The sequence below is a fragment of the Variovorax sp. HJSM1_2 genome (assembly GCF_049316285.1).
In the GTDB taxonomy this organism is placed as follows: Bacteria; Pseudomonadota; Gammaproteobacteria; order Burkholderiales; family Burkholderiaceae_C; genus Rhodoferax_B.
Genome location: NZ_JBMOXA010000017.1, coordinates 33003 through 46798 on the forward strand (window position 1 = coordinate 33003; position 13796 = coordinate 46798).

The window sequence follows — 13796 nt, forward strand, 5'->3', positions numbered from 1 at the left end:
GATTAAGCCGCAGCGCCTTCAATCACGGCGTTGTTGAGCGCGGCGCGCAGGGCGGCCTCGTCCAGATCGGCACCAATGAACACCAGCTCGGTGCGTTGCACTTCAGCGGTGTTCCAACGACGGTCGAAATGTTGGTCGAAGCGGCGGCCCACGCCTTGCACCAGCAGGCGCATGGGCTTGCCGGGAATCGCCGCGAAGCCTTTGATGCGGTAGATGGTTTGCTGTGCCACCAGTTGCTCCAGCTGGGCCAGCAGGCGGTCGCGGTCCACCTGCGGCAGCTTCACCACCACCGAGTCGAAGTCGTCATGGTCGTGGTCTTCCTCGTGGTCGTGGTGGCTTTGGCGCAGGTTTATGGTGGTCTCGGCGGCGCGGCCTTGGCCCAGCAGCAGGGCCAGCGGCAAGCGGCCTTCGGTGGCGCTGACGATCTTCACCTCGGCCGGAATCTCGCCGCGGATCAGTGCTTCCACGCTGTTGCGTGCCGCGTCATCCATTAGATCGGTTTTGTTGAGGACCACCAGGTCGGCGGCCGACAACTGGTCTTCAAACAACTCGTGTAATGGCGAGTCGTGGTCTAGGTTGGGGTCGGCGCGGCGCTGTGCGTCCACGGCCACCGGGTTCTCGGCAAACTGGCCGCTGGCGGCGGCGGGGCCATCGACCACGGTGACCACCGAGTCCACGGTGAAGACGTTGGCAATGCCTGGCCATTGGAAGGCCTGTACCAGCGGCTTGGGCAAGGCCAGGCCCGAGGTTTCGATCAGCACGGCGTCTATGCGGTCGCGCATCTCGGCCAGTTTTTGCATCACCGGGAAGAATTCTTCCTGCACCGTGCAGCACATACAACCGTTGGCCAGCTCGTACAGCGTGCCATCGGTGGCGTTGCCTTCGTCGTCGCAGCCAATGCCGCAGCCGCGCAGGATTTCACCGTCTATGCCCAACTCGCCAAACTCGTTGACGATGACGGCGATGCGCAGCCCGCCCGCGTTCTGCAGAATGTGGCGCAGCAGCGTGGTTTTGCCGCTGCCCAGAAAGCCAGTGACGATGGTGGCGGGGATTTTGGTGGTTTGCATGGTGCTTGGTCCTTCAGGTTTGGGGCGCGCGCAGATGAAATGCTGGGCCGTTGCGGCTTAGCCTGGGTAGATCGCACATGGGGTGTTTGGACATTCCAAAGCTCCTTCAACGGCCCGCGTCCCCGCAGGCATGACTGAAATGGAAGCTGAAGAAGGGGCAGAGGTCGGGGCGCCCGGTTCAGCGCTAAGGGCTGATGGGCATCCTGGCTCGCGCAATCCCGCAGCGTCCGAAGGCAGTTCCAGGCCGGTATCCGGGCTCGCGGAGCGTTTGAATGCATGCTGCTTTCAAACCAGAACCCTTGCCTTCCCACGCGTGAGCGCAGTGGCTGCCAGCCTGAGAGGCATGGCGTAAGGGTTCCCAAATCCGCTGACCGTTGCGGGGGCAGCGCAGGAGTGTCACGTCGTTAAACCCTGTTGGGCCGACGCGGGTCACCTGCTTCCCGTTTAACCTCGCCGCCGCGTGCGGCATGGAGGCACCTGTGAACCGTGCCAAGCCGCCGATGAAATCGCGCCGACTTGGCAGCAGGATTATATGAAGGCGGGGGCGGCGTTGCCGTGGCGGGCCACAAATGAAAAAGGCTGGAAGCTTTTGCAAGCTTCCAGCCTTGAAATATGGTCCCGCCGCCAGGAATCGAACCTGGATCTCAGCCTTCGGAGGGCCGAATTCTATCCGTTGAAATACAGCGAGAGGGCTCGGCCACAGGGGCTGAACAGTCGAGCATTGTAGCCTGCGGAAGGCCCCAGCCTGCGCGCGCCACTATCATTGGCGACCCTGCGGGACGCGGCCCGGTTTTGGTCGCTTGGTCTTTTGCGGGGAATTTGAAGGAATCTCATGACTCGGTTGGTGATTGTGGGCGGCGGGCATGCCGCAGCCCAGTTGTGTGCGTCTTTGGCCGAAGGCCAATTCAAGGGTGAAGTGGTCTTGGTGAGCGAGGAAGCACACGTGCCCTACCACCGGCCACCGTTGTCCAAGGCGCTGATCAAAGACGAAGCCCCGGTGTTGCCGGTGTTGCGCCCGGATGGCTTTTACGAGACCGCCGGCATACAACTGCGCCTGGCCACGCGGGTGCTGGCGATACAGCGCGACGCCAAAACCGTTGATCTGCAGCCCGTGCATGGCGGCGCGGTCGAAACCCTGGCCTACGACCACCTGGTGCTGGCCACAGGCGCACGTGCGCGGCGTCTGCCGGGCTTGCCGGTCAAGGCTGACGGCGTGTTCCAGGTGCGTACCTTTGACGACACACTGGCGCTGCGCGAAAAGCTGGCGACGGTGCAGAACGTGGTGGTGTTGGGCGGCGGCTTCATAGGCCTGGAGCTGGCGGCCACGCTGCACAGCCTGGGCAAAAAGCTCACCGTGCTCGAAGCCGCGCCACGTTTGCTGACACGTTCCCTGTCGCCCGAGATGAGCAGCCATCTGCTGGAATGCCACCAAACCAACGGTCTCGACGTGCGTGTGGGCCAGACGGTGGAGCAACTGGTGTGGAACGGCGAGCACATTGCCGGTGTGCAGGTAGCGGGTGTGGTGTTGCCGGCCGATGCCTTGCTGGTGGGCATTGGCTCCGAGCCGAACACCGAGTTGGCGGCTGCGGCTGGCCTGGACTGCAACAACGGTGTGGTGGTGAATGAAGCGCTGCTGTCGTCGGATGCCAACATCAGCGCCATAGGCGACTGCGTGGCCTTTCACTACCCGCTGCTGGCCCGGCACGTGCGGCTGGAATCGGTGCAAAGCGCGAATGAACAAGCGCGTGCCGTGGCCGCGCGTCTGTGTGGCCAGCCGGCCAAGGCGTATGCGTCTATGCCGTGGTTCTGGTCCGACCAGGGCGACTTGCGTTTGCAGGTCACCGGCCTGTGGCGGCCCGAGTACCAGAGCACGCTCAAGCCCGGCCCCAAGCCGGGCAGCTTGTCGGTGCTGCACTACGAGAACGGCGAGTTGCGTGCGATCGAGTCGCTGAACTCGCCCATAGACCAGATGACCACGCGCAAGCTGCTGCAGAAGACCATTGCTTAACGCTGGCTCACCGGCGCCCCGTTGGCGCTGGTTTGAAAGAAAAAGGCTGCTGACGCCCTGTGGGCGAGCGTCAGCAGCTATTCTTTTTAAAGCCTGAACACACTCACGGACTGCGTGAGCTTCTCGGCCTGTGTGCGCATAGACGACGCAGCGGCGGCCGATTCTTCGACCAGTGCGGCGTTTTGCTGCGTCACCGTGTCCATGTCGGTGATGGCCTGGTTGATCTGGTCTATGCCTTGTGATTGCTCCTGGCTGGCGGCGGCAATCTCCGAGATGATGTCGGTCACGCGTTTCACGCTGGTCACCACTTCGGTCATGGTGGCGCCCGCCTGATCGACCAGCGCGGTGCTTTTCTCTACACTTTCCACCGAGTCGTGGATTAGCGTCTTGATCTCTTTGGCAGCCCCCGCCGAGCGTTGCGCCAGGCTGCGCACTTCGCTCGCCACCACCGCAAAACCACGGCCTTGTTCACCGGCACGCGCCGCTTCCACGGCGGCGTTCAGCGCCAGGATGTTGGTCTGGAACGCAATGCCGTCGATCACACCAATGATGTCGACAATCTTTTTCGACGAAGAGTTGACCGTGGCCATGGTCTCCACCACCTCGTTCACCACCGCGCCGCCCCTGGCCGCCACTTGCGAGGCCGAAGCCGCCAACTGGCTGGCCTGGCGCGCGTTGTCGGCGTTTTGTTTGACGGTGGCGGTCAGCTCTTCCATCGATGCGGCGGTTTCCTCGAGTGAGCTGGCCTGGCGTTCGGTGCGGGCCGACAAGTCGTTGTTGCCCGCGGCAATCTCACCCGCCGCGAGGTTGATGGTCTCCGTGCCCTGGCGCACCTCGCCCACGATGTTGGCGATGTTGTCGCGCATGGTGCGCATGGCAAACAGCATGCTGCTGTCGTCGCCCGGCTTGAGGTCGATGTTTGCCGTCAAATTGCCTTGGGCAATTTCGTCGGCCAGGTGGGATGCGGCTGCGGGCTCGCCACCCAGTTGGCGCATCAGCCCACGCGCAATCACCATGCCGACCAGCAGCAGAATGACCAGCAACACCGCCACAAAAATGCACATGGTGACGGCGCGCGACTGTATGGTGGCGTCCACGTTGTCCACGTACACACCCGAGCCTATGATCCAGCCCCAAGGCGTGAAGCCTTTGACGTAGGACACCTTGAGCACCGGCTTTTCAGCGCCGGGTTTGGGCCACATGTAAAGCACGAAGTCGGCGCCCGAGGCCTTGGCCACACGCGCAAATTCGACAAACAAACGCAGGCCGGTGGGGTCCTTGTTTTCGCTCAGGTCCTTGCCTTCGAGGTCGGGCCTGAAGGGGTGCATGATCATCACGGGCGTGAAGTCATTGATCCAGAAGTATTCGTTTCCGCTGTAGCGCAAGGTACGCAGCGCTTCCATGGCCTGCTTCTTGGCATCGGCCTCGGGCAGCTTGCCGCTGGTGGACTGCGTGTAGTAGTAGTTGACCAGGCTGTGCGCGACTTCCACGTTCTGTCGCACGCTGGCTTTGCGCTCATCCATGATCAAGGTGCGCTCCGAATGGAGCATGAACAGGGTGAGCAGGACGACGCCTATCAGGGCGCCAAGATTGAGAACTCCGAGCCTTTTGGCGATCGTGAGGTTTTGCAGGCTCTTAAGCATGGCACGGTCTCCGGTGGCAACTGTAGGGAAGCTACTTGCGCCTTCGGCATGCACGCTATTCTTTTTGAAAATTCATCGTAACAGGATGAAACCTGTTTGTATGCCCAGGGAAACTCGGGTTCAGAGGCATGGTTGTGCGGTCACCACAAGCTGTTTCCGAGGCGACAATTGCGCCGTGCTGAATGTCTTAACCGTTACTTTTCCGTTCTTCGCGCTGGTGCTCGCCGGCTACATTGCCGCCCGCCGGCGTTGGCTGCCGTTGGAGTCGATCTCGGGGCTTAACGGCTTTGTGCTGTACTTTGCGCTGCCGTGTATGTTGTACCGCTTTGGGGCCACCACGCCGCTGGCGCGGCTGCTCGACTTCAAACTGTTTGCGGTCTATCTGCTGTGCGCTTTGCTGATGGTCGCACTGGTGGTGCGCACCAGCCTGAATACGCGTGTGCGCTGGAACGACGCCGCCTTTGGCGCGCTGGTGGCGGCGTTCCCCAACACCGGCTTCATGGGCGTGCCGCTGTTGGTGGCCTTGTTTGGCGCCAAGGCGGCGGGCCCCGCCATGTTGACCATCGTGGTCGATCTGCTGTTCACCTCGTCGCTGTGTATTGCCTTGTCGCGTTTGGATGGCGCGGACGAACACGGTGCGAGCAAGGCTGCCCGCCGGGCCTTGCGCGGCGTGGCGGTGAACCCCATGCCCTGGGCCATCGTGCTGGGCGTGTTGACCTCGGCCACCCAACTGCAATTGCCGCAGCCGCTGAACCAGACCATAGGCATGTTGGCCGATGCGGCTTCGCCGGTGGCGCTGTTCACCATTGGGGCGGTGCTGGCGCGCTCACAAGCCGTGGCCGCACACGGCCATCACGCACCGCTGCTGTTGCGCGACTATTTGCCGGTGGCGTTGTTCAAGCTGATCCTGCACCCCTTGCTGGTGGCTGCAGTGGGTTTTGGCGCCATCGCCCTAGGTGTGCCGCTGGACCACTTTGCGCTCACCATGGTGGTGCTGGCGGCGGCGCTGCCCAGCGCCAGCAATGTGTCGCTGCTGGCCGAGCGGTTTGGTGCCGATACCGGGCGTATCGCACGCATCATCTTGATTTCGACTGCGGCGGCGTTTTTTACGTTCTCCGGCGCCGTCGCCTGGCTGGGTTAAGCGCTAGATCGCCTGCGGATCGACATCCACCGCAAAGCGCACCAAACCCTTGGCTTCGGGGTGGCTGCGGGTGGCGCGCAGCACCGGCTGCCAGGCCGACAAGAAGCGCTGCAACGCGCTGCGCGTGGGGCACTCCACCAGCATCTGCGCACGTTCCACATTCGCCACGCGCTGGATGGTCATGGGCACGGCAGGAAAAAGCGTGACCTGGTCGGTGCCGGGCAACGCGGCTTCCACGGCGGCGGCGCTGGCCTGGTTCAGAAAGGCTTGCGCGGCTTCTTGCGTGCGCGCATCGGCGCGCACCAGGGCCTGGAAACAAAACGGCGGCATGTGGGCGCCATGGCGTTCGGCGAGTTGTTCCTTGGCAAAGGCCGGGTAGTCGTGGCGGCGTAACGCGGCGAACAAGGCGTGTTGCGGGTGCTGGGTTTGCACCCACATTTCGCTGGCGTCCGCCTGGGCGGCATCACGTCCGGCGCGGCCACCGGCTTGCATCAGCAGGCTGAACAGGCGCTCGGGCGCGCGAAAGTCACTGGAGAACAGCGCGCCATCGGGGTTGAGTGCGGCCACCAGGGTGATGCGCCTGAAGTCGTGGCCCTTGGCAATCATTTGTGTGCCCACCAGCACATCGACCTCGCCGGTGTGCACCTCGGCCAGTTGGGTTTCCAGCGTGCCTTTGTGTTTGGTGCTGTCGGCGTCTATGCGCGCAATACGCACGGGCCGGCCTTGCGGGTGTTCCACGTTCGCCAGCAGTTCGGCCAGGTGTTCTTCCAGGCGCTCGGTGCCGCGCCCTATCGGGGCGATGTCCGGGTCGCCACACGCCGGGCAGTGGCGCGGCACGGCCTCGGCAAAGCCGCAGTGGTGGCAGCGCAGGCTGCGGTCTATCTTGTGGAATACGCGGTAGGCGCTGCAGTTGGGGCATTCGCTTTTCCACTCGCAACTGCCGCAGGCCAGCACCGGAGCATAGCCGCGCCGGTTCAACAGCACCATGCTTTGTTCGCCGCGGGCGATGCGCTGCTGGATGGCTTCGATCAATGCAGGCGCAAACACGCTTTTGCGGCGCTGCAGGTTCATGTCCACCAGGCGCACCTTGGGCAGGGCGCCCGCGCCAATACGCGACGGCATAGCCAGCCGCTGGTAGCGCCCGCCTTCTGCGGCGGGGCGGCTGTGGTGCCAGCTCTCAATCGACGGCGTGGCCGAGCCGAGGATGACGCGGCAGTGTCCAGTGCCCGCCTCTGCACCGGCCATGTCGCACTCCAGCTTGCTGCGGAACACGGCCATGTCGCGTGCCGAATAACGTGCCCCTTCCTGTTGTTTGTAGCTCGGGTCGTGTTCTTCGTCGACCACGATGAGCCGCAGCCGGGGCATGGACGCAAACACCGCCATGCGGGTGCCCAGCACGATGCGTGCGCCGCCATTCAACGGGCCCAGGTGTGCCGACAGCCAGCTTTTCAGGCGCTGGGGCGGTGTCAGCCCGCTATGCATGGCGACCACCGAGGCCGCGCCATAACGCGGCTCGAAGCGGCCGCGAAAGCGTTCCTCCAACTGCGGTGTGAGATTGATCTCGGGCACCATGATCAGCGCCTGGGCGGCCGGGTCGGCGTCCAGCAATTGCTGCACGGCTTGTAGATAAACCTCGGTTTTGCCGCTGCCGGTGGCGCCAAACAGCAGAAACGGCCCGGGCTGGGTCTGCAGTTCGGCCATGACCTGGGTCTGCTCGGGGCTCAAAGGCTTGCCCAGGTCGGCGCTGCTGGCGGTTGCTGCGGCTGCCTTTTTGGCCGGGGCGCGCTTCAAGCGCCGGGCCAGTTGCACCGCGCTCAAATCGCGCAAAGCCGGCGGCAGCGCCGCCAAGGCCACCTCGCCCATGCCGCGCTGGTAGTACTGGGCGGCAAACTGCACCAATCTGCGCCACGAACTTGATAACGGTGCAATGCCGTCCAGCACCGCGCTGGTGTGTTTGAGCTCGCCTGTGGTGGCGACGGCGGCATCTTCAGGCGGTGTATCCCACACTACACCCAATGTCTCGCGTTTGCCCAGTGGTACGCGCACCAAGGTTCCTGGTGAGAGCGGGGACTCACTTAGGTAGCTCAGCGGCCCGGCCACGGCACTGTGGGCCGGTGTTTGGACAACGATGGAAACGGGGTGCGGCATGCGTTGTAAGAGTTGGCGCTTGGTGTTGATGTGTTCTGGTGAAAGCCGCGCTAAGTCATTGATTTTGGGCTCTATTCACAGGCATCCAAGTTTTCTGTGGATAACTTTGTTGATATCTGACCTTGAGACCCTGCGAAGCCTTGTAAATCAACGCATTCGTTGGATTGCCTGAAAAAAATGCAAAAGTTAAATCGTATATAAATCAAATACTTACGTGAGCTATTGGTTTCATAGCATCACTAGCTTATGGGGCCTTAGGACTTATCTCACATGCCCGGTTTTTGTGCATAAGTAAGGCTGGCGGCAGCCGGATTTTGGGGATTTCATGGTATACGCCCGCAGGCCGCAGGCCCCGTATGCAGGTTTGGTTGAGGGTTTGGTTGTGCCCTCAACCTAGCCAATATCGGTCCGCTTTCAACCCGCACGGATGCGCCGCGATGCGGCATGCACCGCCGCCACCAGCGCCGCCACGTGGTCCGGCGGGGTGTACTGGCTGATGCCATGGCCCAGATTAAAAATATGTGTGGGGCCTGTGCCTTCGCCCATGTGGGGTTTGCCAAAGCTTTGCACCACCTTCTGGGCTTCGGCCTCGATCTGGGCCGGGGGCGCAAACAGCACATTCGGGTCGATATTGCCTTGCAGCGCCTTGCCCGGGCCGCCCGCTGCACCGCCCACCTGCGCACGCGCCTTGGCCAGGTTCACCGTCCAGTCCAGGCCTAACACTTCGCAGTTGAGTTGCGCCATGTCGTCCAGCCACAGCCCGCCGCCCTTGGTGAAGACGATGCGTGGCACCTGCGCGCCGTCGGCCCCGGTGGTCTTGAGTTGGCGCAACACGCGCTGGGTGTAGGCCAGGCTGAAGGTTTGGAATGCGCCGTCGGCCAGCACACCGCCCCAGCTGTCGAAGATCATCACCGCCTGGGCGCCGGCGTCGATCTGCGCGTTCAGGTAGGCGGCCACGGCATCGGCATTGGTCTGCAGCATCTGGTGCATCAGGTCGGGGCGGCTGTAGAGCATGGACTTGACCAGGCGGTAGTCGTCCGAACCCTGGCCTTCGACCATGTAGCAGGCCAGCGTCCACGGGCTGCCCGAGAAACCTATCAGTGGCACGCGCCCGTTCAGGGCTTTGCGAATGCTGGTGACGGCATCAAACACGTAGCGCAGTTTGTTCAGGTCAGGCACTTGCAGGGCCTGCACGGCGGCCTCGTCGCGCACCGGGTGAGCGAAGCGCGGGCCTTCACCAGCGGCGAAGCTCAGGCCCAGGCCCATGGCGTCGGGCACGGTCAGGATGTCGGAGAACAGAATCGCCGCATCGAGTGGAAAACGCTCCAGCGGCTGCAGCGTGACCTCGGTGGCGTAATCGGTGTTGGTGGCCAGACCCATGAAGCTGCCGGCCTTGGCGCGCGTGGCCAAATATTCCGGTAGGTAGCGCCCCGCCTGGCGCATCAGCCAGATGGGGGTGTGGTCGGTTGATTGGCGCAGACAAGCGCGCAGGAAACTGTCGTTTTGAAGTGGCGCAAACATGGGCGCATTGTCGCAGGCTGGCATGATGGAACTTCGCGGATAAACGCCGCACCAATTTCTACGCCTTCCAGCATCCTGCTGTCCGTTCCTGAGCAAGCCTTTTTAGCCACCGCTGTTATGCCACCTATTACCCAAGCCTTGATCGTCGTCAACGTGGCGGCGTTTTTTCTCGACCAGTTCATGGGTCGCATGTTGACCCAGTGGTTTGCCTTGTGGCCGCTGGGCTCGGGCCTGTTCGTGCCCTGGCAGGTGCTGAGTTATGCGTTCCTGCACGGTGGGCTCACGCACCTGGCATTCAATATGTTCGGCGTCTGGATGTTCGGCCGGGAACTGGAATCGGTATGGGGGCCGCGCCGTTTCGCCACGTTCTACTTCGCCAGCGTCCTGGGGGCAGCGGGCTTGCAATTGCTGATCAATGGCATGTTGGGCAGCAACGCACCGGTGATTGGTGCTTCGGGTGGTTTGTTTGGTTTGATGCTGGGTTTTGCGATGGTCTTCCCCAGTGCCAGGATCACCCCGCTGATTCCGCCCATTCCCATGCCGGCGTGGCTGTTTGTATTGCTGTACGGCGCACTGGAGTTGTTCCTGGGGGTGACCGGGACCCAAAGCGGCGTGGCGCATTTTGCGCACCTGGGCGGTTTGCTTGGCGGCTGGTTGACGATTCGCTACTGGCGCGGGCTGCTGCCGTTTGGCAGCCGCTGGAAGTAGGCCCTGCCGGTCAGCGCACCGGCAAAAACTGCAGGAACACGCCGCCCACCATGTTCTGCACATAGGTGATCACCGCTCGGCGGTATTTCTCGGTTACGGCCGCGGCCAGCAGGTCCAGGCGGCCGATGATCTTGCCAAACTCGCGCTCGAAGCTCAGGTTGCGGTCTTGTGCGTTGATCTCATCGGCCAGCAGCAGCGGCTGCCCGGCGGCATTGCGCCGGTTGGACAACATCCAGGCCGCAATCTCCATGTTGCGCGCGGCATTGAAGATGTGTTGCGCGTCCAGGCTGTCGAGCAGATAGAACGAGGTTTTGCCGCCATGGGCGGTGACCAGCATGTCGGCATTGGCCACAATGAAAGCGGCCACGCGGTCGCCGTTGAAGTCGGGGTTGAGGGCGAAGGCCAGAGCCTTGATGTCGCGTTGGCCTTTGAGCTCGCTCCACGGCAGGCGCGACTCGATGGCGCCGCGGATCTGGCCCAGCGCCTCGTCGCGGCTGGTGCTGCTGGTTTTGCGCCATTCTGCCGGGTTGCGCCGGTAGAGTTTGTCGGCCAAGCGCATCAGGCTGGCAAAGTTGTCGCGCATGCCCAGGGTGGCAATGCGGTTGATGTCCGACTGGGCGATCTCGCCGCCCGAGGCGGGCTCGCCTGCTACCGGCTTGTGCGGATCGGCGGGCGTGTCAAATGCCGTGCAGCCCGCCAGACTGGTGAACGCCATGGCGCCCAGGCTCCAACGGTGCAATTGCCGGCGGCTGAAGGAAGATGGTCGCTGCGCCACGCCAAGCTCGCAGATTACAAACCGCCCTGGGCCGACAGGCGCGCGTACTCCACCATGATGCAGCGGTTCTGCACCACCAGCAGGCCGGCGGCCTCGGCTTTGGCTGCGGCCTCTTCATGCACGATGCCGAGTTGCAGCCAGATGGCTTTGGCGCCAATGGCAATCGCCTGGTCGACGATGGGCGGAATGTCGGCGCTGTTGCGAAAGCAGTTCACCAGGTCTATGGCCTGTGTCTGCGCCGCCGCCGCGGCTGCGAGTGTGGCGTAGGCGGGTTCGCCCAGAATCTGCGTGGCGTTGGGGTTCACCGGCACGATGCGAAAGCCGTGGCGCTGCATGCTGGCCGAGACCGAGAAGCTGTCGCGGTGCGGCTTGGGAGACAAACCCACCACGGCGATGCTGCGCGTCTGTTGAAAGATCTGGCGCATGGTTTGCGCCACGCTGTCGGGGTGGTTGCTGGGCATGGTGACGCCTTACTTGAAGTGGTCAAACGAGTCGAACTGTTGGGCCAGCAGTTGGCCCTGCGCATCCACCACCCGCACGCCGGCCACGGCCTCGATCCGGCCTATGCGTGTGACGGGCGTGTGGGCCAACGCGGCGGCGGCCAGCACCGCATCACGTGCAGCGGCTGGCGCGCTGAATACCAGCTCATAGTCATCGCCCCCGGCCAAAGCCAGGCTCAGCTTTTGCTCAAAGGAAAAAAGGTCTTCTGGGCAATCTGGGTGAGCGCAAGCAGCTATCAAATCAGATGCGGCCGTGGCGTCGATAGACGCGCCAACGCCCGAGGCGCGGAGGATGTGGCCCAGGTCGCCCAGCAGGCCGTCGCTGACGTCCGCCGCTGCGCTGGCAATGCCACGCAAAGCCTGGCCCAGGGCGACACGCGGCGTGGGTTGTTCCATGCGCAAACGGGCTTGTTGAAACAGCGCTTCGGGCAGCGACAGCGTGCCGCGAAACACCTCCAGTGCCAGGCGTGCATCGCCCAGGGTGCCGCTCACGTACAGGTCATCACCCGCAAGTGCGCCGCTGCGCAAAAGGGCTTGGGTAATGCCGCTGCTGGGGCCGCTCCCCTTGGGCACCTCGCCAAACACCGTGATGCAGATGTTGAGTGGGCCGCGTGTGGTGTCGCCGCCAATCAACTCGCAGCCGTGGGCGTCGGCCAAGGCCAGCATGCCGCGCGAGAACGGCTCCAGCCAGGTTTCGTCGGCGCTGGGCAAGGCCAGTGCCAGGGTGAAGGCCAGAGGCTTGGCGCCACAGGCCGCCAGGTCGCTGAGGTTGACGGCCAGCGCCTTGTGGCCCAGGCGCGCCGGGTCTACGGTGCTGAGGAAGTGGCGGCCCTCGACCAGCATGTCGCTGGAGATGGCCAGCTGCGTGCCCGGCTTGGGCGCAAGCAGCGCGCAATCGTCACCCACGCCAAGCACGGCTTCGCGTACGGGGCGGGTGAAATAGCGGGCAATAAGGTCGAATTCACCCATGGGGAGTGTCTGATGGTGTTAGCTGGGGTGAACGGGAACGGTCGCGGCGGCTGCGCCATCGGTCGTGGTGGTGCTGGGGGCGGTAGGAGCGTTAGAGGTGGGTGCAGAGTCTGCATTGTCATGTCCTGCCGCCACGGAACTGTTGGTATGCACGCCCATGGAGTCTCCCGAACTGCGCAGTGCGCGGGACGCGATCGGTGGACCAATGGTTTCCAGCACCGCCACGGCGGCAAGCACCACCGAGCCGACAATCGCCGCCTCTTTGGGGAACAGGTCGGTCATGGTGTTCACCAGGCCTATGGCCAGTCCCGCCATGGGCAGCAGCAGCGGCCCGGTGGTGATGGCCTGGCGTGCGGGCAGCTTGAAGGCCAGCCCGGTCACCGTGACGCCCACACATTTGGCCACGGCGCGGCAAAGCAAAAACACCCCTGCGGCCGCAGCGTAGTTGATCATTTCGGCAATGTGCAGGCCGGCACCGGCATTGACAAACAACACGATGAAAAACAGCTCGAACGGGGGACCGAATTCGATGTCGGCAATCAGGTTCTTGCGTTCTATGCTGCGCACCACCACGCCCAGTACCAGTGGCGCAAACAGCGGCGAGAGTTTCAGCAGCATGGAGCCGCCCAGCGTGAGCGTGACCGCTCCCACCACCAGCGCCAACTGGTACTGGTTGGCGTTTTTGGTGTGGCGCGCGGCGTGGTGCAATGCGAAGCCCACCACCGCACCCAAGGCTGCGGAGCCGAAAAACTGGTAGAGCGGCGCCATGATGGTGGTGCCCATGGACGACCCCGATTCGGTGTAGAGGCCGGGCAGCAGTGCCGAGAAGACTGCAAACGCGAACACGTTGTTCAGCGCCAGCAGCGACTTGGTGCGTTCGGTCACAGGGCCTGCGGCGCCGAGTTCGTGGGCCACGTGGATCAGCACGGCCGGTGAAGACGAGATGGCAATCGCCGAGATCACGGCCGCGGGCAGGCCGCTGATGCCGACAAAGCCCAGGCCGAAGTACACCAGCACAAAGGTCAATGTGCTTTCGACCAGCGCCATGCCCAGCACCGAGCGGTCTCTGGCCAAAGCCTTGATGTCAAGCGACAGACCCAGGCGGTAGAGGATCAGGCCAAGCGCCACATCGATGATGACGCGCGACTGCGCCAATGCTTCGTGGCTGACCAAATGCAGAACGTTGGGGCCGGCGATGAAGCCGACCAACATGAAGCCGGTGATGCTGGGCAGCCAGGGCCAACGGTGGGCGAAATAGCCGCCAATGGAGCCGCAAAACAGCAGAAAGCCAAAGAACAGGAGCACATTGCTCTCAA

General features: G+C 63.3%; 12 protein-coding genes, 1 tRNA gene and 1 riboswitch. Of the genes, 4 read left to right on the plus strand and 9 right to left on the minus strand.

Translation table 11 applies throughout. From position 1 onward, the window contains the following. Positions 1-2 precede the first annotated feature (2 nt). Both cobW and ACFQ95_RS17725 read right to left on the minus strand, forming a co-directional pair. Positions 3-1067: a cobalamin biosynthesis protein CobW gene (gene cobW, locus ACFQ95_RS17720; protein ID WP_422833070.1), complete on the minus strand. Its 1065-nt coding sequence runs from the start codon at positions 1065-1067 to the stop codon at positions 3-5. Positions 1068-1292: 225 nt separating this feature from the next. Then, positions 1293-1564, minus strand: a riboswitch (cobalamin riboswitch). A 116-nt stretch (positions 1565-1680) separates the two neighbouring features. Then, positions 1681-1755 (minus strand) — tRNA-Arg (locus ACFQ95_RS17725). 144 nt (positions 1756-1899) lie between these two features. Between ACFQ95_RS17725 and ACFQ95_RS17730 the strand changes: the two genes are divergently transcribed. Then, complete coding sequence (locus ACFQ95_RS17730) at positions 1900-3075, plus strand: NAD(P)/FAD-dependent oxidoreductase (protein WP_422833072.1); 1176 nt, start codon at positions 1900-1902, stop codon at positions 3073-3075. An 86-nt stretch (positions 3076-3161) separates the two neighbouring features. On the opposite strand, the gene ACFQ95_RS17735 is transcribed toward ACFQ95_RS17730, so the two are convergent. Further along, positions 3162-4598 (minus strand): methyl-accepting chemotaxis protein, encoded by a 1437-nt coding sequence (locus ACFQ95_RS17735; protein WP_422833074.1) that lies wholly within the window; start codon positions 4596-4598, stop codon positions 3162-3164. A gap of 18 nt (positions 4599-4616) precedes the next feature. Here ACFQ95_RS17735 and ACFQ95_RS17740 point away from each other — a divergent pair, with 18 nt between their 5' ends. Both ACFQ95_RS17740 and ACFQ95_RS17745 read left to right on the plus strand, forming a co-directional pair. Next, entirely contained in the window at positions 4617-4799 is a 183-nt protein-coding gene (locus ACFQ95_RS17740) for a hypothetical protein (protein ID WP_422833076.1), read from the plus strand. Between the two features lie 94 nt (positions 4800-4893). Then, a complete protein-coding gene (locus ACFQ95_RS17745) occupies positions 4894-5859 on the plus strand; it encodes an AEC family transporter (RefSeq protein ID WP_422833078.1) in 966 nt (321 codons plus the stop codon). Between the two features lie 3 nt (positions 5860-5862). Here ACFQ95_RS17745 and priA read toward each other — a convergent pair whose 3' ends face one another. Next, positions 5863-8007 (minus strand): replication restart helicase PriA, encoded by a 2145-nt coding sequence (priA, locus tag ACFQ95_RS17750; protein WP_422833079.1) that lies wholly within the window; start codon positions 8005-8007, stop codon positions 5863-5865. Between the two features lie 414 nt (positions 8008-8421). Beyond that, positions 8422-9528, minus strand: coding sequence for a uroporphyrinogen decarboxylase (hemE, locus tag ACFQ95_RS17755; RefSeq protein WP_422833081.1), 1107 nt, complete (start codon positions 9526-9528; stop codon positions 8422-8424). A gap of 117 nt (positions 9529-9645) precedes the next feature. Between hemE and ACFQ95_RS17760 the strand changes: the two genes are divergently transcribed. Beyond that, positions 9646-10236 (plus strand): rhomboid family intramembrane serine protease, encoded by a 591-nt coding sequence (locus tag ACFQ95_RS17760; protein ID WP_422833083.1) that lies wholly within the window; start codon positions 9646-9648, stop codon positions 10234-10236. Positions 10237-10246: 10 nt separating this feature from the next. Here the strand turns inward: ACFQ95_RS17760 and ACFQ95_RS17765 are convergent, their stop codons facing one another. The 4 genes from ACFQ95_RS17765 to ACFQ95_RS17780 all read right to left on the minus strand — a co-directional run bounded on the left by ACFQ95_RS17765 (position 10247) and on the right by ACFQ95_RS17780 (position 13785). Beyond that, complete coding sequence (locus ACFQ95_RS17765) at positions 10247-10951, minus strand: hypothetical protein (RefSeq protein WP_422833085.1); 705 nt, start codon at positions 10949-10951, stop codon at positions 10247-10249. Between the two features lie 74 nt (positions 10952-11025). Beyond that, the gene (locus ACFQ95_RS17770; protein ID WP_422833087.1) at positions 11026-11472 is read right to left on the minus strand and encodes a CoA-binding protein; all 447 of its coding nucleotides are present in this window, start codon (positions 11470-11472) and stop codon (positions 11026-11028) included. A 9-nt stretch (positions 11473-11481) separates the two neighbouring features. Continuing rightward, complete coding sequence (gene thiL / locus ACFQ95_RS17775) at positions 11482-12480, minus strand: thiamine-phosphate kinase (protein WP_422833089.1); 999 nt, start codon at positions 12478-12480, stop codon at positions 11482-11484. Positions 12481-12498: 18 nt separating this feature from the next. Next, a complete protein-coding gene (locus ACFQ95_RS17780; RefSeq protein ID WP_422833090.1) occupies positions 12499-13785 on the minus strand; it encodes a cation:proton antiporter in 1287 nt (428 codons plus the stop codon). Between the last annotated feature and the right edge of the window lie 11 nt (positions 13786-13796).

Bases quoted from the DNA above. Each gene is read 5' to 3' on its own strand.
- ACFQ95_RS17760 (WP_422833083.1), top strand. From the start codon at position 9,646: ATGCCACCTATTACCCAAGCCTTGATCGTCGTCAACGTGGCGGCGTTT.
- ACFQ95_RS17770 (WP_422833087.1), bottom strand. From the start codon at position 11,472: ATGCCCAGCAACCACCCCGACAGCGTGGCGCAAACCATGCGCCAGATC.
- ACFQ95_RS17740 (WP_422833076.1), top strand. From the start codon at position 4,617: ATGGAGCATGAACAGGGTGAGCAGGACGACGCCTATCAGGGCGCCAAG.
- priA (WP_422833079.1), bottom strand. From the start codon at position 8,007: ATGCCGCACCCCGTTTCCATCGTTGTCCAAACACCGGCCCACAGTGCC.
- cobW (WP_422833070.1), bottom strand. From the start codon at position 1,067: ATGCAAACCACCAAAATCCCCGCCACCATCGTCACTGGCTTTCTGGGC.
- ACFQ95_RS17765 (WP_422833085.1), bottom strand. From the start codon at position 10,951: ATGGCGTTCACCAGTCTGGCGGGCTGCACGGCATTTGACACGCCCGCC.
- hemE (WP_422833081.1), bottom strand. From the start codon at position 9,528: ATGTTTGCGCCACTTCAAAACGACAGTTTCCTGCGCGCTTGTCTGCGC.
- ACFQ95_RS17730 (WP_422833072.1), top strand. From the start codon at position 1,900: ATGACTCGGTTGGTGATTGTGGGCGGCGGGCATGCCGCAGCCCAGTTG.
- ACFQ95_RS17735 (WP_422833074.1), bottom strand. From the start codon at position 4,598: ATGGATGAGCGCAAAGCCAGCGTGCGACAGAACGTGGAAGTCGCGCAC.
- thiL (WP_422833089.1), bottom strand. From the start codon at position 12,480: ATGGGTGAATTCGACCTTATTGCCCGCTATTTCACCCGCCCCGTACGC.